18 protein-coding genes are annotated in these 23,546 nt (G+C 37.7%); 9 read left to right on the forward strand and 9 right to left on the reverse strand.

Features of this window, described 5'->3' with window-relative positions:
• Positions 1 to 78 precede the first annotated feature (78 nt).
• The 3 genes from ACOH2D_RS12080 to ACOH2D_RS12090 form a co-directional block, all read right to left on the reverse strand.
• On the reverse strand, positions 79 to 858 hold the full coding sequence (locus tag ACOH2D_RS12080; RefSeq protein ID WP_449535388.1) for a S1/P1 nuclease: 780 nt from the start codon (positions 856 to 858) through the stop codon (positions 79 to 81).
• 5 nt (positions 859 to 863) lie between these two features.
• Entirely contained in the window at positions 864 to 2,216 is a 1,353-nt protein-coding gene (locus tag ACOH2D_RS12085) for a DEAD/DEAH box helicase (RefSeq protein ID WP_348036692.1), read from the reverse strand.
• 112 nt (positions 2,217 to 2,328) lie between these two features.
• The gene (locus tag ACOH2D_RS12090) at positions 2,329 to 3,219 is read right to left on the reverse strand and encodes an aldose 1-epimerase family protein (RefSeq protein WP_449535389.1); all 891 of its coding nucleotides are present in this window, start codon (positions 3,217 to 3,219) and stop codon (positions 2,329 to 2,331) included.
• Positions 3,220 to 3,300: 81 nt separating this feature from the next.
• Between ACOH2D_RS12090 and ACOH2D_RS12095 the strand changes: the two genes are divergently transcribed.
• From ACOH2D_RS12095 to ACOH2D_RS12115, 5 genes are all read left to right on the forward strand, one after another.
• Entirely contained in the window at positions 3,301 to 4,590 is a 1,290-nt protein-coding gene (locus tag ACOH2D_RS12095) for an anthranilate synthase component I family protein (RefSeq protein ID WP_449535390.1), read from the forward strand.
• A 19-nt stretch (positions 4,591 to 4,609) separates the two neighbouring features.
• Positions 4,610 to 5,245: a hypothetical protein gene (locus ACOH2D_RS12100; RefSeq protein ID WP_348036698.1), complete on the forward strand. Its 636-nt coding sequence runs from the start codon at positions 4,610 to 4,612 to the stop codon at positions 5,243 to 5,245.
• Positions 5,245 to 6,555: a tRNA lysidine(34) synthetase TilS gene (tilS, locus tag ACOH2D_RS12105; protein WP_449535391.1), complete on the forward strand. Its 1,311-nt coding sequence runs from the start codon at positions 5,245 to 5,247 to the stop codon at positions 6,553 to 6,555. Before ACOH2D_RS12100 ends, tilS begins: the two co-directional genes overlap by 1 nt.
• Positions 6,556 to 8,178: an adenine deaminase gene (ade, locus tag ACOH2D_RS12110; protein ID WP_449535392.1), complete on the forward strand. Its 1,623-nt coding sequence runs from the start codon at positions 6,556 to 6,558 to the stop codon at positions 8,176 to 8,178.
• An 88-nt stretch (positions 8,179 to 8,266) separates the two neighbouring features.
• Complete coding sequence (locus tag ACOH2D_RS12115) at positions 8,267 to 9,232, forward strand: YheT family hydrolase (protein WP_348036704.1); 966 nt, start codon at positions 8,267 to 8,269, stop codon at positions 9,230 to 9,232.
• 248 nt (positions 9,233 to 9,480) lie between these two features.
• On the opposite strand, the gene ACOH2D_RS12120 is transcribed toward ACOH2D_RS12115, so the two are convergent.
• Positions 9,481 to 10,950 (reverse strand): SLC13 family permease, encoded by a 1,470-nt coding sequence (locus ACOH2D_RS12120; RefSeq protein WP_449535393.1) that lies wholly within the window; start codon positions 10,948 to 10,950, stop codon positions 9,481 to 9,483.
• Positions 10,951 to 11,223: 273 nt separating this feature from the next.
• On the opposite strand from ACOH2D_RS12120, the gene ACOH2D_RS12125 reads away from it, so the two are divergent.
• The 4 genes from ACOH2D_RS12125 (at position 11,224) to ACOH2D_RS12140 (ending at position 16,689) form a co-directional block, all read left to right on the forward strand.
• Entirely contained in the window at positions 11,224 to 12,762 is a 1,539-nt protein-coding gene (locus ACOH2D_RS12125; RefSeq protein ID WP_449535394.1) for a YifB family Mg chelatase-like AAA ATPase, read from the forward strand.
• A gap of 123 nt (positions 12,763 to 12,885) precedes the next feature.
• Positions 12,886 to 14,007: a DUF2891 domain-containing protein gene (locus ACOH2D_RS12130; protein WP_449535395.1), complete on the forward strand. Its 1,122-nt coding sequence runs from the start codon at positions 12,886 to 12,888 to the stop codon at positions 14,005 to 14,007.
• A gap of 411 nt (positions 14,008 to 14,418) precedes the next feature.
• On the forward strand, positions 14,419 to 14,925 hold the full coding sequence (locus tag ACOH2D_RS12135; protein WP_449535396.1) for a hypothetical protein: 507 nt from the start codon (positions 14,419 to 14,421) through the stop codon (positions 14,923 to 14,925).
• A 933-nt stretch (positions 14,926 to 15,858) separates the two neighbouring features.
• Positions 15,859 to 16,689, forward strand: a complete 831-nt coding sequence (locus ACOH2D_RS12140; RefSeq protein WP_348035036.1) for a sensor histidine kinase — start codon at positions 15,859 to 15,861, stop codon at positions 16,687 to 16,689.
• Between the two features lie 577 nt (positions 16,690 to 17,266).
• Here the strand turns inward: ACOH2D_RS12140 and ACOH2D_RS12145 are convergent.
• The 5 genes from ACOH2D_RS12145 to ACOH2D_RS12165 form a co-directional block, all read right to left on the reverse strand.
• A complete protein-coding gene (locus ACOH2D_RS12145) occupies positions 17,267 to 17,962 on the reverse strand; it encodes an RluA family pseudouridine synthase (RefSeq protein ID WP_348035035.1) in 696 nt (231 codons plus the stop codon).
• A 178-nt stretch (positions 17,963 to 18,140) separates the two neighbouring features.
• Positions 18,141 to 18,959, reverse strand: a complete 819-nt coding sequence (gene panB, locus ACOH2D_RS12150; protein WP_449535397.1) for a 3-methyl-2-oxobutanoate hydroxymethyltransferase — start codon at positions 18,957 to 18,959, stop codon at positions 18,141 to 18,143.
• A 149-nt stretch (positions 18,960 to 19,108) separates the two neighbouring features.
• A complete protein-coding gene (locus ACOH2D_RS12155) occupies positions 19,109 to 20,767 on the reverse strand; it encodes an MBOAT family O-acyltransferase (protein WP_348037334.1) in 1,659 nt (552 codons plus the stop codon).
• Complete coding sequence (locus ACOH2D_RS12160) at positions 20,760 to 22,055, reverse strand: DUF459 domain-containing protein (protein WP_348037332.1); 1,296 nt, start codon at positions 22,053 to 22,055, stop codon at positions 20,760 to 20,762. The genes ACOH2D_RS12155 and ACOH2D_RS12160 overlap by 8 nt, the downstream gene beginning before the upstream one ends.
• Positions 22,052 to 23,530: an SGNH/GDSL hydrolase family protein gene (locus ACOH2D_RS12165; RefSeq protein WP_449535398.1), complete on the reverse strand. Its 1,479-nt coding sequence runs from the start codon at positions 23,528 to 23,530 to the stop codon at positions 22,052 to 22,054. The genes ACOH2D_RS12160 and ACOH2D_RS12165 overlap by 4 nt, the downstream gene beginning before the upstream one ends.
• Positions 23,531 to 23,546: the final 16 nt, after the last annotated feature.

The following is a 23,546-nucleotide window of genomic DNA, read 5'->3' on the forward strand; positions in this document are numbered from 1 at the left end:
CGCGCTCAATTATTCATAAAAAAAGCCCTTCGATTAAGCAGAGCTTTATGATTTAATTTTCAGAATATTTATTTCGAACTAAAATAACTCATTCAGGACCTTCGCTAATCTAATCCCACCAATTTGCAATTGGCTGCGTGCTACGTCCATGAATTTATAAGAATACGCATAACTTAAATTTTCGCCTGGCCCAACGGAAGCATAAATCGTTTTGGCCAGATTTTGAGTTTCATTAACCCAATCAATAACAGAACCTTGTTGAAGAAACTTGACTTGTTTTTTTGAAAGGAAGTCTGCATTTGCAGCAAATTCGCTATAACTCATCTTGTCACCATCAAGCATTTGGCTGTCCCAAACTCTATGAAGGTTGGTGTCTTTATAAAACCAGTGTACTTTAATATCGTTCCCGCCGCGGTCTTCTAAACGACCAATATGCAGTGGTTGATGCAAATCGCCTACGAGATGCACTAACATTTTTAAATAAAATGCTTTGTCGGCATCTGTGGCATTCGGATCTTTAATAACGGTTTTGCAATAGGCAATTCCAGTGACCAAATCGCCTGCCGGATTCTTTTTGGAGGTTTCATAAGTCTGATCAAAGTCCATATTCACATAATGCCAAGATTCAAATTCTTTATAACGTGGATCTGATTTAATATCATCGCTAAAAGTAGACACCAAGGCCAACGATTGATGGTTTAATATCTTTTTTATTTGGCGTTTCGTTTTATTTGTAATGTATTGATCGGCAATAGCGCCCACAACGCGGTGTCCTGTAGCACCCCATTTTAAAGCAGCTTGACTATTGAAACTAAAAAGGATAAACGTTGTTAAAATGTAAAGGAATTTAGATGGCATTTTCACTATTTTTTATTATTTCTTTTATTAAAATTTTTATCACCTCTCGTTTTAGGCTTCTTATATTTTTTGGCAAGATCTCGATGGTAGGATCCTCCTAAGTTTTCTTTTTTGTTTTTTTCTTTTTTCTCATGAAAAGCGGGGCCAGCAATATCCTCATCACGTCGCTTTATAGGATTGTTGCGTTCTTTATTCTGCGGACGTTCTTCTTCAATAAGATCGGTAGAAATGGTAACGTCTTCAGGGATTTCTTTTAATGGAATTTCCATTTGCATCAAGTCCTCAATAGATGACACAAATTCCTGTTCCACTTCCGTAGAAAACATAAGGGCATGGCCTTCGCGTTCAGCACGACCGGTTCGACCGATACGATGCATATAGTTTTCTGGAAAGTGTGGCGTGTCAAAATTGATAACGTGACTCACATGATCAATATCCAGTCCACGCGCCATTACATCGGTAGCAATCAAGATGCGATTAGTACCTTCTCTAAACTGCTCTATGCTTCGAAGTCTATAGTTTTGAGTTTTATTGGAATGAATGACACAAACTTCATTCGGGAAAATCTCTTCGATTTTGTCGAATAAAAGATCGGCCATTTTTTTATAAGCGACAAAAATCAAGACCTTGTTGAAGGTTTCTTTATCGCGAAGCAAATGTTCCAACAAATTTACTTTGGTATAGAAATTAGGTACATTATAACGCTCTTGAGTGATGTTTTCCAAAGGTGTTCCCGAAACTGCAACGGTTACTTTTACTGGAGCTGTAAAAAAATTGGTAATTAATTCATCAACATCATCAGTCATGGTTGCTGAAAACATAATGTTCTGACGACGCTCAGGCAAGATGTCAAAAATATTTAAAAGCTGATGTCTAAAACCTAAATCGAGCATGACATCCACTTCATCAATGACCATTTTTTGAATGGATTTCAACTGTAGCACGTGGCTAACCGCCAAATCAAATAAACGACCTGGAGTAGCGACTACAATATCCAATCCCTGTGCAATAGCTTGTTTTTGAGTGTTGATGTTTACGCCACCATAAACCCCAAGGACTCTGACGTTGATGTATTTAGTAAGTTTTTCAATATCCTCAACCACTTGAACGACCAATTCCCGAGTGGGAACCATAATCATAACCCTCGGATTGTCCTGTTTTGCAAACGGCAGATTTTTAAGAATGGGCAACATATAGGCATAGGTTTTACCAGTACCAGTTTGCGCAATTCCTACCACATCTTTACCGGAAGCCACCACATTAAAAGCTTCTTCCTGAATAGGAGTAGGTGTGGTAAACCCTAAATCGTCTAAGGCGTTATATAACGGGGTATTTAAATTTAGGTTTTTAAAACTCAAGGTGTGTTTGTTGTTAAGATGTTATTAGAGTATCAAGAATTAAGTATTAAGAACTCTGTACTTCGTACTTTGTACTTATTTCCAAGCTGCAAAGTTAAAGCTAAAATTCAACTTATACTAAATGCGTTTCGTGTATTTCGATGGTGTACGAGGCGGAGTAGGTCTTATGTTTCTCTAAAGCTACAATCCCTTCTTTGTCCTTTAAAATCTGATTGCTGTTTTCAGAATCTGCCAAACCTTGCCAAGGTTCAATGCATACAAAGTCGGCATTTGGTTTTGCCCAAATTCCCAGAAAAGGAAAGTCTTGATATTTAACACTCAAAATTTCGCCATGTTTTTTGCTTTCCAAGGTGACTTTCTTCGATTTTAAATCCTTAAAAACAAGCGCGTCTTTATCAAATAAATGGTAATTGAGGTCAATGGTGTTTGGCGTATTAAATGTAGCTTCTGTTTGACCGGTAAACAAACCGGTATTCAAATTAAGTAAGTGTGTTTGAGAAGTTTCTGGATATTCAAACTTCAAATTGTAGTCGTCATAATTCTCATCAGGATACATAGGACATTTGAAAGCAGGATGACCACCAAGACAAAAATAAATGGTTTTATCATCAATATTTTTTACTTCATAAGTGATTTTTATTGTATTTTTCAACAATTCATAGGACACTGAATATTCGAATTTAAAAGGATAACTTAGTAAAGTTTCTTCTGAATATTTCAATGTGAACGTAAGCTGATCATTGTTTTTTTCGGAAAGCACAAAATCGTCGTTGTTTCTGGCAAATCCGTGCCTAGATAGTTTATAAATATCCGTTCCATGTAGATATTCACCATCTTTTAACCCACCAACAATAGGAAATAAATTGGGTGCATGACCATTCCAAATATCCGGATTACCATTCCACATAAACTCATTAACATTTTTTACAGAAGAAATTTTTCGTAATTCGGCGCCCACCGGATGAACGGATATTTTTAAAAGCGCATTTTTTAAGCTAAACATGGTTTTGATATTTTCAACTAAAATACGAACTTCTGATTTAGTTTGTAGAATCTCATTAACTTTACTTCGGAAAATTGAATTTTGAGAACACAGCATACTTTTACGATAAAAACGCCAAACTTTAAAAGCCAGCTCTTGCAATGGAGTCAGCAATTTGAAGAAGTCGTTTGGTTGGACTCCAACAGTCATGATCAAAAATACAGCGATTATGATGTGGTTTTGGCGGTCGATGCGTTTACCTGCATTTCTACAGATAGTCAGCAAGCTTTTGACAAATTGCAGGAATATCAAACCCTGACTAACGACTGGATTTTCGGCTATTTGACTTACGATTTAAAAAATGATCTCGAAAATCTACAATCGACTAATTTTGACGGTTTAAACTTTCCGGAATTGTTCTTTTTTCAACCTAAAAAAATAGTTTTGATCAAAGGCGATCAAGTGGACATGCACTATCTGAGGATGGTGGACGATGAATTTGAATCTGATTTGAAAGAAATCGAAGAATTATCCAACATTGAAAATATTGTCGTTTTAGAGAAAATCAACATCAATTTACGAGTGACCAAAGATCAGTATTTTGAAAAGGTCAATGCAATGCTGGCACATATCCACAGAGGCGATATTTATGAGGCTAATTTTTGTCAGGAATTTTATGCTGAAAATACAACCATTGATCCCTTTGAAACCTATCAAAAGTTGAATGCCATTTCAAAAGCACCATTTGCTACGTTTTTCAAAAATCATCATAATTATGCCTTATCAGCATCTCCAGAACGTTATTTGAAAAAGAAGGATACGATAGTAATTTCACAACCAATTAAAGGAACTGCAAAACGTTCAACAGATCTTATTGCGGATGATAATTCAAAACAAGAGCTCAAAAATGATTTGAAGGAACGCAGTGAAAATATCATGATTGTCGATTTAGTACGCAATGATTTATCACATACCGCTATTAAAGGCAGTGTGAGGGTCGAAGAACTTTGTGAAGTTTACACCTTTGAGCAAGTGCATCAAATGATCTCGACGATCACGTCAATTGTTGACGAAAAGACAGCTCCAGTAGCTATTTTGAAAAGCACTTTCCCGATGGGAAGCATGACAGGAGCACCTAAAATTTCTGCCATGAAAATCATTGAAGATCTTGAAGAAACCAAACGCGGATTGTATTCTGGCGCTATTGGTTATTTCAATCCAGCTGGCGATTTCGATTTTAACGTCGTCATCAGAAGTATCTTATATAATGCCGAAAACCACTATGTTTCTTATTCCGTAGGTGGCGCCATTACTGCCAAAAGTGATCCTTTAAAGGAATATGAGGAATGCTTGATCAAGGCGAAAGCGATGAGAGAAGTGTTAGAAAACTAACTATATTTAATAGAAAACTATGAAAACAATTATCCTAAGTCTGTGTGTTGTTTTGCTATTATCGTCTTGTAAGGAAGAAAATAAAATCCCAGAAAACTTTGATTATGGTACAATTGAGAACGGCGTCTACAGCAATAAGTTTTTCAATTTAGAATTGTCCTATAACAAAGATTGGAGCCCTAAATCAAGAGAACAAATGACCGAAATGACTGAACAAGTTCGAGAGTTTGTGAATGGGGATAATGAAAATTTGAAAGCAACTTCGAAAGCATCCGAAGTTAATTTTGCGGAGTTGTTTGCCATATTTAAGTTTCCAAAGGGGACGGTTTCTGAGTTTAATCCTTCATTGATTATCAATGCGGAAAATCTTAAAAGTTTACCGCAGATAAAGACGCCGAAAGATTATATTAATGAAACTAAAAGTATGCTGGACTCAGGGCCGTTGAATTTTGTTTACAAAGAGAAGCCCAACTCTATAACTATTGGCGGTAAAGAATTTGCCAGCATGGAAGTTTTTAGTCCAGATTATGACATCACGCAAGAGTTTTTTGTAGCTTTTGATAACGGATTTGCCATTGCTATGGTCATTTCATATAATGATGATCTTCAAAAAGAAAGTCTTCATAAAATGATCGACAATTTAAAATTCAACTAATGTTACAGGCTTTTCGACAACATCTCGACGCAGATTTAGATTTTCTTAAAGATAGCCGATTGCTCTTGGCGATTTCTGGTGGATTGGACAGTGTGGTGTTAGCACATTTATGCCATAAATTAGATTTAAAAGTGTCTTTTGCACATTGTAATTTTAATTTAAGAGGTGCAGAAAGTGATGCCGATGAAGAATTTGTGTTAGCGTTGTCAGAAGATTTAGAACTGGAGATTTTTATAGAAAGTTTTGAAACAGAAGTTTATGCCGAAGAAGAAGGCATTTCAATTCAAATGGCTGCTCGTGAACTGCGTTATAATTGGTTTTCTGAATTGGCAGAACAGCTAAATTTTGATTATATCCTAACCGCACATCATGTCGATGATAATCTTGAAACTTTCCTGATCAATTTAACGCGAGGCACCGGATTGGAAGGTTTAACAGGAATTCCTGAAGTATCGGACAAAATCGTACGGCCTTTATTGCCGTTTTCAAGAGAAACGCTTGAGAAATATGCCATTTCTGAACATATGAAATGGCGAGAAGACAGCAGCAATGCGTCAACAAAATATCTGAGGAATAAATTACGCCATGATATTATTCCGATTTTAAAACAGATGAATCCGCAGCTGCTTCAAAATTTTAAAACCACTATTTCCAATTTGCAAGACAGTCAGGATCTTATTGAAGATGCCGTTCTTGAAGTGCAGAAAAAAGTTGTTGAAGTGGCCGATAATCAGATAAAACTGAACATTAAAAAAATAAAAAAGCTCTCCAATCCCAAAGCCTATCTCTACCAATTATTAAAGGATTTTAATTTTACGGCGTGGCATGATGTGGTTCATTTATTGGATGCCCAATCCGGAAAACAAGTGTTTTCTTCAACCCATCGATTGCTAAAAGATCGCGATTTTTTGTTGCTGAGCGAAATTGATTCAGCATCTCAAGAAAATCCCATTTCAATCTTAATAGAAGATCGAGAAGTTAAAACGTTAGTTGGTCATTTGTTTTTCGACCAAGTTGATGCGATCTCAGAAACCTCAAAGAATACTATTTATGCCGATGCTGATCAAGTGAAATATCCTTTAACCCTTCGGAAATGGCAGGAAGGCGATGTCTTCTATCCGTTGGGAATGAACGGCAAGAAAAAGTTGAGCAAATATTTTAAAGATGAAAAACTGTCTTTAATTGAAAAGGAGCATATTTGGATTCTTTTTTCTGGAGAAGAGGTCGTTTGGGTCATCGGAAAACGAGCTGATGACCGTTTTAAAGTCACAGAAAACACCACCAATATTTTAAAAATAGAATTACGATAAATGAAGTTGCAAGGTCAAATAGTCGATATCCATAACAAACGAATTTTTAGAGGCGAAGTCACTATTCAAAATGGGAAAATAGAGCGCATTGAAGCGATGCATCACAATATTGATCACTATATTCTCCCAGGTTTTATAGATGCACACATCCATATTGAAAGCTCCATGTTGGTGCCCAGTGAATTTGCGCCTTTAGCAGTAAAACATGGTACCGTGGCGACAGTGTCTGATCCGCATGAAATAGCAAATGTTCTGGGTGTTGAAGGTGTCGAATTTATGATTGCCAATGGCAAAAAAGTCCCGTTTAAATTCAATTTCGGTGCGCCTTCATGTGTGCCGGCGACTGATTTTGAATCGGCGGGCGCTATTATAGATGCTGAAGGCGTCAAAAAACTACTCGAAAATCCGGACATTAAGTATTTGGCTGAAATGATGAATTATCCAGGAGTGCTTTTTAACGATGCTGAAGTGATGAAAAAAATCGCTTGGGCAAAACATCATAATAAACCTGTAGATGGTCATGCACCCGGAGTTTTAGGGGATGACATAACAAAATATATTAGCGCAGGAATTACCACCGATCACGAGTGTTTTACCTATGAAGAAGGTTTGGAAAAACTACAAAAAGGCATGAAAATCCTGATTAGAGAAGGAAGTGCCGCCAAAAATTTTGAATCCTTGATCGATTTACTGCCCGAACATTATGAGAACATGATGTTTTGTAGCGATGACAAACATCCTGATGATTTACTATTGCATCATATCAATAAACTGTGTGCGAGAGCTGTTGCAAAAGACATGGATATTTTTAAAATTCTTCAAGTGGCTTGCCTCAATCCTATAAAACATTATGGTTTGGATGTAGGTACTTTAAATGTAGGAGATGCAGCTGATATGATTGTTGTGGATGATTTAAAAACATTTAAAACCTTGCAAACCTATATTGACGGCCAATTAGTATATGATAACGGAACTTCTCTCATTGAGAAAATAGCTTTTAAAAATCTCAATAATTTCAATACCTCTAAAAAGGAAATAGGCGATTTTAAATTTGAATCTGCCTCCAAAAAAATCCGTGTGATTGAAGCCTTGGAAGGTCAATTGGTTACCAATGAAATGATAGCTGATAGTTTGATTGAAGATGGCAATCTCGTGTCAAACTTAGAAAAGGATATTTTAAAAATGGCCGTGGTTAATCGTTATCAAGATCAGCCGCCTTCTATGGCGTTTATTAAGAACTTCGGATTAAAAACCGGTGCGATTGCGAGTTCTGTAGGTCACGACTCACATAATATTATTGCGGTCGGCGTTTCAGATGATGCCATTTGTAAAGCCGTGAATTTGCTGATTGAAAACAAAGGCGGAATTTGTGCCGTTTCTGATTCTGAAGTACAGATTTTGCCCTTACCAGTTGCAGGAATCATGAGCGATCAAGATGGTGAAACCATAGGAAAACAATATGCTGCGTTAGACGAGATGGCAAAACAGTTGGGAAGTACTTTGAAAACACCGTATATGACTTTATCTTTTATGGCACTTTTAGTAATCCCAGCATTAAAACTCAGCGATAAAGGTTTATTCAATGGAAAGGACTTCAAGTTTACCAGCGTTGCAGTCGAATAAAAAACTCCGTGAATCTCTGTAATTCCTCAGGGAAACTCTGCGGAATGCATCCAACTTAATAACAAACATCTAAACAACATACAACCTAATGCCCATTATCGATTCCACATTTAAACCACCTTTCTATTTCAGAAAAGCATTTGTCGCCACCGTATATTCCGGATTGATCCGAAAAGTCCAAATAAAACAATCGCGGGAACGGATGGAATTGGCAGATGGCGATTTTATCGATTTAGATTGGAGTTACGCGGATCAAAAATCCGATAAGGTTATTATTTTACTCAGCGGATTGGAAGGTCATGCCCAACGACCTTATCTCACAGGTGCAGCAAAACTCTTCAATCAAAATGGGATTGATGCGCTTAGTGTCAATTTCAGGGGAAATAGCGGCGAACCCAACCGAAAGTATTATGCCTACCATTCTGGCGCAACGGACGATTTGCATACCATTGTGATGCACGCGATCAAGGATAAAAATTATACTGAAGTTTATCTGAAAGGTATCAGTTTAGGTGGAAATATGGCATTAAAATATTTGGGCGAACGCGATGATCTGCCATCTGAAGTTAAAGGATGTATCGCAGTCTCCGTGCCTTGTAGTTTGGAACATTCTTCGAAACAATTGCACAGTTTTTTGAATAAACCTTTTCATGACCGATTTAGAGATAGTTTGATAGAAAGTCTGAAAGTAAAACAGGCTAAGTTTCCCGATAAATTATCTCTAGAAGAAATTAAGACCATCAAAACGCTGCACGATTTTGATGAAGTCTATACCTCAAGAGCCCACGGATTCAAAAATGCCTTAGATTATTATAGAAAAAGCAGTTGTCTTCAGTTTCTGCCTCATGTGAAAGTGCCAAGCCTTATCATCAACGCCTTGAACGATTCGTTTTTAACCCCAGAATGCTTTCCTGTAAAAGACGCAAAAAACAATCCCAATCTGTATTTAGAAATGCCACAATATGGAGGTCATGTCGGCTTTATTCAGCGCGGCGGGGTTTATTATAATGAGAAACGCGCTTTGGAGTTTGTGAAGGAAATTAATAAGAATTAAAATTTCTCGCGGAGGCGGGGAGACACAAAGAAAAAAGGCATTAGGAATGAGGTGTTAGGGATTGGTAGGAGTACCAGCATATTCAAAATTCTCCGTGAGACTCTGTGAAATCTCCGTGTAACTCTGTGTAATAACGTGTAGTGAACATCAGCAAAAATCAGCGTCACCCGCCTGAACGGACGGGCAGGTCAGCGTTCTATTGAAATGGAGTCGTTTGTGTTAATTAGTGAAATTAGTGTCAAAAAAAATCAACTTTTAAAATCTTCCGGAAACCCTTCTAGTATCAAATCCCAAAGGATAGGCAAGACGAAATATACAAACAAAGTCAAAACAATAATCGATATAATATTCATCATAAACCCTTTGCTGACCATATCCGGAATCCTCAGGTAACCAGAGCCAAAAACAACCGCATTAGGAGGCGTTGCCACCGGTAACATAAATGCGCAAGACGCAGCAACCGCAGCCGCGACCATCAAAATAAACGGATGGATATCGACGGTCATAGCCATCGGCGCCAATACAGGTAATAACATCGCCGTAGTGGCCAAATTGGAAGTGATTTCGGTTAAAAAGTTGACCGCTGTAATGAGCATTAAAATAAGAAGAAAAGTCGATAGACCTGAAAAAGTCGTCATTTGATTCCCCAACCAAACTGCTAAGCCGCTCGTTTCAAATCCGCTGGCAATGGCCATCCCACCACCGAAAAGTAAAATAATACCCCAAGGTAATTTCACAGCATCTTCCCAAGCCATCAGTTTGTGTTTTTTGTTTTTAGAAGGAATAAGAAACAATACAATGGCGAAAATGATGGCAATAATCGTATCATCCAATTTCGGAATTAATTTATCAAAAAGAAGCGAACGCGTAATCCAAAAGAATGCGGTGGTGCCAAAAACAATAGCCACCATTTTTTCTTCATAAGTGATTTTTCCTAAGGTTTTTAATAAGCGCTTGATTTCAGTTTTGCCTCCAGGGAATTCTTTCTGTTCAAATTTGAAGGCATATGTGGTCAAATATTTCCAGCAGATTAAAAGCAATAGTACAGAGATGGGAAATCCAAACATAAACCATTGTAAAAAGGTAATTTCATATCCGTAGGTATTTAAGACTACACCTGCCAAAACTAAGTTGGGAGGCGTCCCAATCAAGGTTGCAATCCCGCCAATAGAAGCACTATACGCAATGGCGAGCATGAGCGCTTTTCCAAACAAACGCGTTTCGTTTTCAATGGTATTCGGATTATCCTTGAGTTGTGTGATAATGGCGATACCGATGGGCAACATCATCACAGCTGTAGCTGTGTTGGAAATCCACATGCTCAAAAATGCCGTGGCCACCATAAACCCGAGAATTATTTTCTTGATGTCAGAGCCAATTACATTGATGATATTGAGCGCAATCCGCTTATGAAGGTTCCATTTCTCGATCGCGATGGCGATGATAAATCCGCCCATATATAAAAAAATGTATTTATGTCCGAAAGATTCGGTGGTCGTACCCAGATCCAATCCGCCAGATAATGGAAAAAGCACAATCGACAATAAGGCATTAACTGCAATCGGAATCGCTTCGGTAATCCACCAAAGGGCTATCCAAGCTGTGGATGCCAATATAGCTCTGGCTTCTGGAGATAATCCTTCAGGCTTAAAAAACAATAAAATCAGGATAAATGATAGAGGTCCTAAGAGGAAACCGATGCGTTTAATGTTGTTCATATAGTTGGGTTGATGCGACTAAGATATGATTTTTTGATATCCATCAGGGAAATTTTTGAGTATTCCCATAAATGAATACGTTATGCGGTTTTAAGGAATTAGACATGAATTTCGAGTGCGCAGAATTATCGTTTTTCAGTGTTTTAGCATCTGATTATCTGACCAGTGGAAGTTAAAGGTTGTAAAATCGCTGTCATCACTTATTTATTAGATGCTGATTTTCCACTTTGAAGTTCAAATCATTCTACCTACATTTATCAAAATCAATCGACTATGCTCAAAAAAGTTTTTGGAAGTGCTGTATTTGGTGTTGAGGCAACAACAATTACGGTAGAAGTCAATTGCGATAATGGCGTTGGGTATCATCTGGTTGGACTTCCTGACAATGCCATCAAGGAAAGTAACTTCCGAATTGCAGCAGCACTTCAAAATAACGGCTATAAAATCCCTGGCAAAAAGATCATCATTAACATGTCGCCTGCCGATTTACGCAAAGAAGGTTCCAGTTATGACCTGACGTTGGCTATTGGTATTTTAGCCGCCACTGAACAAATTCAAGCTGAAAATTTAGAGGAGTATTTGATTATGGGCGAGTTGTCTTTAGATGGGAATTTACAACCCATTAAAGGTTCTCTTCCAATAGCAATTAAGGCTCAAGAAGAAGGCTATAAAGGTTTTATCCTCCCCATGCAAAATGCGAAAGAAGCCGCGATCGTTGCTGGTTTGGAAGTGTATGGTGTAGAGAATATCAAAGAGGTTATTGATTTTTTTGATAAAAACATACCGATTGAGCGGACTATAATTAATGTTCAAGAAGAGTTTTATAAAAATTTAGATTTTCCAGAATTCGATTTTTCAGATGTCAAAGGGCAGGAATCCATCAAACGTTGCATGGAAATCGCCGCTGCTGGTGGACATAATATTATTTTGATTGGACCTCCAGGAGCAGGAAAAACGATGTTGGCCAAGCGTCTGCCAAGTATCTTACCGCCCATGACCATGCGAGAAGCTTTGGAAACTACCAAGATTCATTCCGTGGCTGGCCGAGTTAAAGACAATACTGGATTGATGTCGCAGCGCCCTTTTAGAAGCCCCCATCACACAATATCGAATGTTGCCCTTGTCGGCGGCGGCAGTTATCCACAACCTGGAGAAATTTCCTTGTCACACAATGGCGTACTTTTTTTGGACGAACTGCCAGAGTTTAAACGTGACGTTTTAGAAGTCATGCGCCAACCTTTGGAAGATCGGGAAGTGACGATTTCACGCGCTAAATTTACGGTAACCTATCCGTCGTCATTTATGTTAGTGGCGAGTATGAATCCGAGTCCGGGTGGTTATTTCAATGATCCAAATGCACCCGTAACGTCATCGCCTGCAGAAATGCAACGCTATTTAAGTAAAATCTCAGGGCCGCTTTTGGACCGAATTGATATTCATATTGAAGTAACGCCGGTGCCTTTTGAGAAACTTTCCGACGAACGCAAAGGCGAAGCGTCCATAGATATTAGAGCGCGTGTGACCTTGGCAAGGGAGCGACAAACCAAACGTTTTGAGGAAAGTAACAGTGTCAATTATAACGCTCAAATGAATAGCAAGCAAATTCGCGAACATTGTAAGTTGGACGCCGCTTCCTTGCAATTGCTGAAAACGGCCATGGAACGGTTAAATCTGTCTGCCAGAGCGTACGATCGTATTTTAAAAGTATCACGAACCATCGCTGACTTAGAAGGTGTGGCTGATTTAAACGGCTCACATATCAGTGAAGCCATTCAATATCGAAGTCTGGATCGCGAAGGGTGGTTGGGGTAGATAAATTTCTTGCCTTTCGACTTTGCTCAAGATAAACTTCGGCAGGAACCTCATGTACCAAATGCAATCCCAAAACAATAAACATACTAAAACACAACTCAGTCACACACACAAATAATCACAATGAAATCACTCCTTTACACAATCCCATTCCTATTACTACTTTTTACCTGCAACTCTTCTTCCGAAGAAAAAAAAGATACCACCCCACCAACCCAAAAGATCGAACAAATCCCAGCACCAACATTACATCTGGAAGAAGCCAATCGATTAGCAGAATTGCCGATGAATTGCATCCAAACCGAATATCCTAACAAACTTGGCCAAACCATTGGTAGTAGTGCAGATCTAAAAGAACCAAAAACCCTTCATCCTGCATTTTATGGCTGTTTTGACTGGCATTCGTCTGTTCATGGGCATTGGAGTTTGGTCAGTTTGTTGAAACAGTTTCCAGAGTTGGATAAGAAAAATGAGATAACACAGATGCTCTTGCAAAACCTATCTAAAGAAAACATCATGGACGAAGTCAGTTATTTTTATGACAAACACAATACGAGCTATGAGCGCACTTACGGTTGGGCGTGGTTATTGAAACTTGCTGAGGAATTACATCCGTGGGATACGCCATTGGCAAGGGAACTTGAAGCCAACTTGCAACCTTTAACTGATTTGATTGTTACCAAATACCTCGAGTTTTTGCCAAAGCTCAATTATCCAATACGTGTGGGCGAACATTCAAATACGGCCTTCGGGTTGTCATTTGCTTATGATTACGCCAAAATTGTAGGAAATGAAACGTTAGGATCTTTAATCACACAACGTTCGAAAGACTTTTATTTGAATGATGCGAATTGCCCGTTGACATGGGAACCCAGCGGCTTTGATTTTTTGTCGCCTTGTTTTGAAGAAGCGGCTTTGATGAAGCGTGTCCTTCCTAAAGAAGAATTTAAAACGTGGTTGTCAGATTTTCTCCCACAGTTAAGAGACAAGAACTTCACTTTGGAACCAGGGAAAGTAAGTGATAGAAGCGATGGGAAATTAGTGCATCTCGATGGGGTCAATTTTTCACGGGCATGGAGTTTATATGAGATTTCTAAAGGTTTACCAGAATATGCACATCTCAAAAATATTGCCAATGCACATATTAATTATTCCTTACCAAGTATTGTGGGTGATAGTTATGAAGGCGGTCATTGGTTGGGAAGTTTTGCTATTTATGCGCTAAATACCGTGGCGCGTGATTAAAATATAGAGGAGACTATCTGTTTGGACTAGAACGCAGATGACGCTGATTTTGGTGGATTTTCACTGATTTTTTTAAAGGTTTTACTCAAACTGATCGTTGGAATTTGGTGCTTTTTCTTTTTGATTTTTTTCAATCGCAAACCAGCCCGTCCGTTCAGGCGAGTGATGCTGATTTGGGAAGTTTTTTACTGATTTTTTTGGGTCTTATTTATATGAATCACTTTTTGGAATTTGGTGCTTTTTATTTTGGAATTTAATTTAGCTGCTTTGCGCCTCCGCGTCTCTGCGAGAAATATGCAAGACTTTTTTAATTAGAACTTAGCATCTCATTTGCGGAATTATCTATTTTTTAGTCATTTATATGTAAATTTTCTATATTTTCATCCTCCAAACCGAAGAAACCAACCAATTATGAAAAATTTTATGATTCTTGTTATAGGAATACTTTTTGGCGCATTGGCCATGTATTTTTATTGTTGCCAATCTAATGAAGAAGAAGTGATAAGCAGCGCTCCGAAAGGTCTGATTACTCCTGACCAAGCCAAAGCCTTAGATCAGGCTTATAATCCGAGATACAAGTTAATCAGTGATTCTTTAGTTACTCGAAAAGGTGGTGATAACCGTTCGTCTTGGTATGGACTCGATCAAGTAAGAAATTATCTAAACTATGCTGAAAGAGAGGCCGAAAAATTAGGTTACACGATGGATGGTGTGCGCATCTATTTGGGTGCACATCCCGATCAAAACGGAGAAGCAGGATATACCACCATGTTTTTTATTCCAACAGGAAAATCTCATAAAGCAGAGGCCTCGATGTTGAATTTCTCTATGCAGTCAGGTGGCGGGGATATTCCTGGAGCGGGAGGAATGGATTTGGGTAGCAGCGGAAACCCTCCTAGAGCAAATTACCCTCAGTGACAGGAAATTATTAACCTTTATATGTTATTTCATGAAAAAATTATTTCAAATTTTGTGATCTCTTTCTGTATGTAATTGGTTATTTAAAGTCGTACTATTGAGGACGTGAAAACAAGGTTTTAGAAAATCAGCTAATAGCTGAAAGGTCTAATTTTTTAAGTGCGCGCAGTAGAATTAAATCAAAAAAGGGAATCCCTCCAGAGTCAAATCTGGGGACATCCACCAGGTGCCAAATATCCTCAACTCCCAAAAGATGAATGAATTTTTAATAGAAAATTATTTTTTGATTATTTATTCAAGTGAAGCATTGGCAGCAGTTATAGGCTTGTTTAGTCTTAGGAAATATAAATCTACTGTTGCCAAATACTTTATTTTTTTTCTAATTTATTCAGTATTAATTGATTTTTCAGGAAATTACACCGTGTTTATTAAAGAGAATGGATTCTTGTATTTTTTAAAAGGGACCATATTCAATACTAATTATTTGTTCTTAACTTTTTTTTGGATAATCGTTGGAACCATTTTTTATCTTTTATATTTCAGAAAAATTATTAAGACACCACGATTGAAAATAATTTTGAAGTTTGCTGTACTTTTATATGTGCCATTCTGTTTGATTGGTTTGATCGTCTTTCATAAGTCCTTTTTTGAAGGCTTTGTTCCTTTTATTCAATTTCTTTCAGTATTTGCAGTTTTTTTAGCCGTCAGTCTTTATTTTTATGAAATATTGAACAGTGAAATTATTTTGACATTTTACAAGTCACTCCATTTCTATATTGCCTCCACAGTCTTGATTTGGTGGCTAATCATAACACCCATGATTTTTCATGAAATTTATTTTTCAACGGCCGATTGGAATTTTGTCTTCTTAAAATGGCAAATTTTTCTCTTTGCGAATGTTTTCATGTATTTATCTTTTAGCTTTGCTTTACTATGGTGCAAACCGGAGAACGACTGATTAGTACTGATGCCCAACGGTATTTGTTATTGTATATGATTGCCGTTTTGGTAATTGTAACGGCACTTATTATTGTTTTTTTTATCGTTTTCCAAAAGCGAAAGAACAAGCTTTTGTTAGATAAATTAAAACAGCAAAAGGAATTTGAGGACACTGTAGCTAAGACAAGTGAAGAAATTCAAGAGCAAACCCTTAAATATATTGGTCAAGAATTACATGATAATATTGGTCAGTTATTATCTTTAGCGAGCATGCAGTTGGGCATGTTAAGTGTGAAAATATCTGAAGATATTAAAGATTCTTACGTAGAAACGCAAAAAATAATTAAGGACAGTTTAGCTGAGGTCCGGACCTTGTCAAAAGCCTTAAATACGGATGTTATTCAAAATCGAGGATTTTCAGAATCCATTAAGTTTGAAATTGAACGCCTTAATCGTATGAAATTAATTGCTGCGGAATTTTCAGTGGAAGGTAATCCGATCCCATTCGGGAATAAAAAAGATGGCATCATTTTATTCCGGATTTTACAGGAATTCATTTCAAATACGGTAAAACATTCGAACGCAACTGAATTGAAGATTGTTTTACATTACAAACAAGATGAGTTGCTTATTAAAGCCAGTGATGACGGTGTTGGATTTGTAATTGATGATGAAAAAGATAGTTCGGGTTTGTTGAACATGAAAAGTAGGGCAGAACTGACTGAATCTTCATATCGTTTGGTATCGCAACCTGATGAAGGCGTCCAACTGACTATTGCCTATCCAATTGTTGAGCGTTCTTTAAAAGCTAATGATTTACTTTAGAAATATGAGCCAACAAAATTTTGGAGGATTTTCTGAACTCAAAATCTTTTTTATTGGTCTCAAATTAAGTTAAAACCATGTGTTTTAATCCATCTCGCTTTAGCTTCTAGAATTTTTGACACGGATTTCACAGATTTTCACGAACTTATTCGTTCCCTGAGAATGCCGGCTCAAATTTTTCACTATAAATTTCACGAATGCAGCAGGCTTTTAGTTCGTTTTAAAAACCCCCGCCAGAACGTTTGTCGGGCTGGTATGGCATTTTAATCTATAGTGATTTAGTTACAAAAACAAGTCGCTGTTCTTTGTTCTAAAAGCGAAGCGTCGGCTGCTGAGCTTGTCGAAGTATCTTAATTCTTTTTATATCAAAAACACTAACCAAAATATTTTTCAGACTAATATTTTAACAATAATTCACGAAACAAGTCTTGGTTCTTTGTTCTAAAAGCGAAGCGGTCTTAATTCTATTTATATTAAAAACACTAACCAAAATATTTTTCAGACTGGTAATTTAACATTAATTCACGAAACAAGTCTTGGTTCTTTGTTCTAAAAGCGAAGCGGTCTTTATTCTCTTTTACAAACACGCCTTCCAAAGCGGATCATCTGGCAAAGGCGCTTCAAGATGAATCTGTTCATTTGAAACCGGATGTATAAAGGTTAATCCACGAGCGTGTAAACTAATGCTTGCATCTGGATTACTGCGGTCAAAACCATATTTTAAATCGCCTTTAATTGGGCAGCCAATACTTGATAATTGCGAACGGATTTGATGGTGCCGTCCAGTTTCCAATTCAACTTCGAGTAAATAGTAATTATCCAGTTTTTTTAGAATTTTATAATGCAGAATAGCTTTTTTGCTATCCTTGACTTCCTTGATATATGCCGTCGATTTGTTATTCTTCGGATTCTTTTTTAGCCAATGCGTGAGCGTGTCCTCAGTTTTGGGAGGCATTTGTTTGACTAAAGCCCAATAGATTTTTTTAGCTTCTTTATCAGCGAATATTTTGTTGAGTCGGGGAAGCGCCTTACTTGTTTTTGAGAACATCACAATCCCAGTAGTTGGGCGATCTAATCGATGTACAACGCCAAGATAAACGTTCCCTGGTTTGTCGTATTTGTCCTTGATATAGGATTTAACAACCTCGCTCAAAGGTTCATCTCCGGTTTTGTCTCCTTGTACGATATCGCCAGCACGTTTATTGACAATAATAATGTGATTGTCTTCGTAAATGACTTGGAGATTGTTTTTATTGGAAAGTATCTTGGACACAGATTAATTTTTTGACACTAATTTCACTAATCAATAGAACGCAGATAACGCTGATTTTTTATGATTTACACTGATTTGCGTCGAGTACAGATTATCCTATTGGAATTTGATACTTATTTATTGGACTTTTTTTCTACTGCCAACTGAATACTGCCAACTAAACACTACCCTCTACCCACTAATACTGCTCCTCATCATTAGGAAAGTCTTCCGACTTCACATCTTTCACATATTGTGAAATAGAGTTGGTCATATCTTCATAAAGGTTCATGTAGCGACGTAAAAACCGCGGATTGAACTCATGGGTCATTCCTAACATATCATGCAATACAAGCACTTGTCCGTCCACACCATTGCCAGCACCAATACCAATCACAGGAATGGAAACGCTTTCAGCCACATCTTGTGCTAATTTTGCAGGAATCTTTTCCAACACAATAGCAAAACAACCGATTCTTTCGAGCATTAAAGCATCCTCTTTGAGTTTGTCAGCTTCTTCATCTTCCTTAGCTCTTACCGTATAAGTTCCAAATTTATAAATAGATTGTGGTGTCAATCCTAAATGGCCCATCACAGGAATACCGGCATTAAGAATACGCTTAATGGATTCCTTGATTTCTTTGCCACCTTCTAGTTTTACCGCATGTCCACCGCTTTCTTTCATGATTCTGATCGCAGAGCGTAAGGCTTCTTTGGGATCACTTTGATAGCTTCCAAAAGGCAAATCCACAACTACCAACGAGCGTTCAATAGCGCGCACAACACCAGCAGCATGATATATCATCTGATCCAACGTAATTGGTAAGGTCGTTTCATGTCCTGCCATTACATTACTTGCAGAATCGCCAACCAAAATGACATCCACACCAGCACCATCTACAATTTTAGCCATGGTATAATCATATGCCGTAAGCATCGATATTTTTTCGCCATTGGCTTTCATGTCCACCAATGTTTTTACGGTGATTCGTTTATAGTCTTTTTTTGCTACTGACATAGTTTTTTATTTTAATCCTGTAAAAATAAGGAGATTATTTAAATGATATAATATTTAGAAGGGAAATCCCTTTTAGAGTCCGTTATAAACTGCCAATTCCAGATGTTTCATTTCAAATTTCGAGGTGAAATTAATTAGCCTAATCTTTTTTAAAATTGAAAATAAATGAACGGCTGAAAATCGGTCGAAAATGCTTGAAAACATATCACACCAACGATTGACGCGATGATAACTTTGGCAAACCCTGGGCTTTTGGCATAGATTTCTTCTATTTTATCTTTAGTCGTTTGTGGCAGCCAATGCGTAATATAGCCTAAAAGCATGACCCAAAACACCAATTGGTAGTGGACTAAAATATCCCAAGCATAATGCCAATCCATATGATAAGCGACCTGCCTGTACCAACGCGCGATATGATCCATACTTTCGCCTCTAAAATAAATGCGGGTAAAAGTGATAAACGTCAGGGTCACTAAAATTTTCCACCAGCGCGCATACCATTGATTATTGAGTTCATACGGACTTATTTTGCGCCAGAATTTATAAACCACAATTCCCAAACCATTCAGTCCGCCCCAAATTGCAAATTTCCACGAAGCACCATGCCATAAACCTCCAATTAACATGGTTAACATGAGGTTGATATTCGTATTGACTTGATTTTTTACTTTGTCATTAAAAATGGATAGGATATAAATCAGGAGCACGCCACCCAATACGATAGAAACGACCAACATCCCTTGAGACGCATACATGAAACCTACTAATATAATGCTCAAAATGATATAGGAAGCAACAGTGCCCTTGCGATTTCCACCTAAAGGAATGTACAAATAATCCCGAAGCCAGGTAGAAAGGGAGATGTGCCAACGTTTCCAGAAATCGCCGGCATTCGTGGCTTTGTAAGGCGAATTAAAGTTGATGGGCAATTTAAAACCCATCAATAAAGCTAAGCCAATGGCAATATCGGTGTAGCCTGAAAAATCGCCATAAATTTGAAGCGAGTAGCCAATCATGGCCATGACATTCGCAAAGCCGGAAAACATTTCGGGCGCATCAAATACACGATCTAAAAAGTGCATCGCAATAAAATCGGCAAAAATCATTTTTTTGATCAGTCCTTTCAAAATCATAAAAGTTCCGGCATTGAAATCAGCCTTGGTAATGACCGTTGGTTTTGAGATTTGCGGGACAAACGTTTCCGCCCTGACAATTGGCCCTGCCACCAACTGTGGAAAGAAACTCACATAAAATCCGAAATCGAGAATTGACTTTAAGGGCACTAATTTTCTTCTGAAAATATCAACGCTATAACTGATCGTTTGAAACGTATAAAATGAAATACCCACAGGAAGAATGATTTTATCTACCGTAAAATAATTTTGATCATTAAAACTATTGCCCCATTGCGCTAACCAATTGACGATTTCAAAGTTGGTGTGAAACAGCATATTGAAGGAGTCTGTGAAAAAATAAGCGTATTTGAAATAACAAAGCACCGTTAAATTGATCACGACACTTAAGGTAACCAGAACGTAACGTTTGGTTTCCTTTTCACTTTTATGAATGCTTCGACCTATGAAAAAATCGACGAGCGTACTGAAAATAAGAATCCCGATAAAAAGTCCGCTAGTTTTATAATAAAAGAACAGTGAAATCAGGAACAGATAAGAATTCCGAAGGGTGATCTTCTTGTACACAAGAGCAAACAGAAAATAAGCCACAGCAAAAAATATCCAGAAATTTACTTGGGTAAAAATCAGGGGAAAATCTTCCGAAAACGTAAAAATATCGTACAGCCTATTCATTCAATGCTCTATAGTGCTTCAGCAATTCTTCCTTATTTCTATGAGTGGATTTTGCCCAAGCATCAATAAATGCATCCATGAACAAATCAGCAATCATGAGATATCCCAATTGCGTAAAGTGGATGCGATCACGCGGCATCAATTTGTTTTGATGCCATTTGTTTGAGGATCCAAGTCCTCCCATAATTTCATAAAGATCCCAAACTGCCATTTTATATTTTTCGCTCAATTCCATAATCACTTTTTGTTGGGTGGCGGTATTTGGATTCGGAATTTTTCGTTGGTAATAATCATCATTAGGCACATTTAACAAAATGGCACAATCAGGATTAACCCGTTGAATCATGCGAATAAACGCTTCGTAATACGCTCGGAATTTTTCAGCGTCAAATTGGCTTTTAGGCATATACCCGTCGTTCGTGCCAATGGAAATAATGAACAGATCTGGTTTGTAAAGCTCCAATTGTTTTTCAAAATATGCGGAACGGTTATAAAAGGCAAAACTTCCACCGTTAACGCCAATGCTGGTGTATTCAATGCCGTCATTATCATTCATGAATTCCATGCCCATAAGGGCAAACTCTCGATTTACCGTAGCCGTATCTTTCAATATCAACGAAAGACCCACCTCTTCCACTAATTTATTTAGACGAAATTCGCGATACATTTTATCCAAATTTAAGGTGTCAGAAATCACAAGTTCAGGATTTATAATGGACAGATCGTAATCGGATTTCCAGGTATTATAAAAAACTCTCAGCTTGTTGAATTCATAAGGTTGCTTCGTGTAATTTTTATAATTTGATTTGATTTGAATCGTGTCTGATAGCGCTCTAAAAGCCGCTGTCACACCTGCCATTCCCCAAGCAATACTGTCTTTTTTGACTGACGAGCGATAGCCTTGCCATTTTGATTTAGTGCCTTCGATGCGATAATTGGAAGGATTGTTAGTATGCGCCAATTGATATGGAAATACGAATCCGCGTTGTCCTTGAGACACGGTATTGGTATTTTGAAGATAAGTTCTGATTTTATTGGAATAAATATCGGCCTGAATATGGGAGCCGCCAATATGTACAATATGTAGTTTTTGTTTTTTGCCACTATAAACAGAATCTAATTTAGCAAAAAACTGATGGAATGTTGGCGAATTTTCTGCCATTTTAAAGGTATTCGCTTCAAAATTAATCAGATGTCCCAATTTTGGATGGAGGCTGTCCAGAAGATACTTCTGACCAAAAAAAGTGGAGGTCACTAGTAAAAAAAGTAGGGTTAGGCTGTTTTTCATTTCTTAGTGTTTAAATCCAAATACAACGCCAGAAAAAATAATTCGGAGATGATTTTGGTGCCCGAGGGCGAAAAATGGGTATAGTCATTGGCGGCCAATCCTTGGTCCACCCAATGCTGCATTGAGTTTTTTCCGCCCATCGCATCGTACATGCTCCAAAAAGCAATGTCATTATCCTTACAGGTTTGTTTCAATATTTTATTCAGATAAGGTAACAATGGATAGGTTTTCATCTGGCCATTTTCATTCGTCGTCATGTCTGAAGGGCCGATAAAAATGACATTGGCATTACTGCTTTTGCGTTTGACCCAATTGATGTGGTTTTTTAAATAACTGGCATATTCTTTTACCGCTAAGGAATCCTTAAGATAGGGAACCGAGTTACCGCCATATTGAAAAATCAATAATTCGGGTTGTAATTGCTGATACATTTTCTCAAAATTGCCACTATTGGTGCCAGCGAAAATGGTGCCTGAAGAACCTCTCATGGCGACGTTATCTAAGGAAACGCCACTATTCCCATCTAAGGTAAGTCCATAAAAATCGGGGCTTATTTTGCTTTCAATTTCAATTTTAAGATTGGAAGGCGTTGTTGCTAAATCGATAGGAAATTTGTGATAAGAACCATCCGCAATCAAGTGTTCTGATTTGATTAGTACATCGTCATTATAAACTTTGATAGTGGTCGGTGCCACGGTATGGCCGTAATGCAAACCTATTTTAGTGAAGGTTTTTAAAAGTCCGTAGGATTTGGTCGGAACTCCAATAGTGATCGTTGCTTTTTTTATTTTCAAAGAATCGAGGAGCAGACTGTCCACCGTTTCATAAGCCTCTGTAAACCGAGATAGCGATGAATACGCGCCATATTTTTTATGCGGAAACTTGGCCTGTGTGGGATCAAAATACGCATGTCGGGTCCAATTGTCAGAAGGCGTGACATTGGCGCTAATTTGGTGGTAAACCTGCACAATAGGAATAAAGCCAGGACCTGAACCACCATATATGCCTTGCAAACGATTTCGAAGATAGGCTGAAATGCGATCGCCTTCCAGTTGCGAATCGCCATAATGTATGATGCGGCATCGACCACTTTCCAAACTTTCGCGCAATTGGGCAATAAAGGCCAATCGGTTATTAGGATAGCTGATACGCTGCACTTTGGAAGTGTCAATTTTTGTGAAATCGGGAATTTTAGGTTTTAGTGTCGTTTCGGGCTTGTCGTCATCGAGATCTTTAACCAAGTTCTCGATATTGCTCACAATACTATCTAAACTTTTAATATGCGAACGGTCAGAGCCACTTTCTTGCAGAAAACTGTCAAACGTTGGGTATTTAATATGGAGGTCGCCTATAAAAAAACCTTCTTGAGTGCTACCATTATCGCGCTTTTTTGAAGTGCTAAAAAAAGTTATTCCAAGCAATACCAAAAGCGTAATAACAATATAAAGTACTATTTTAAAAGGAGAATAACTCATGAAATGGATTTGGGAA

It is taken from the genome of Gelidibacter sp. (genome assembly GCF_053579655.1).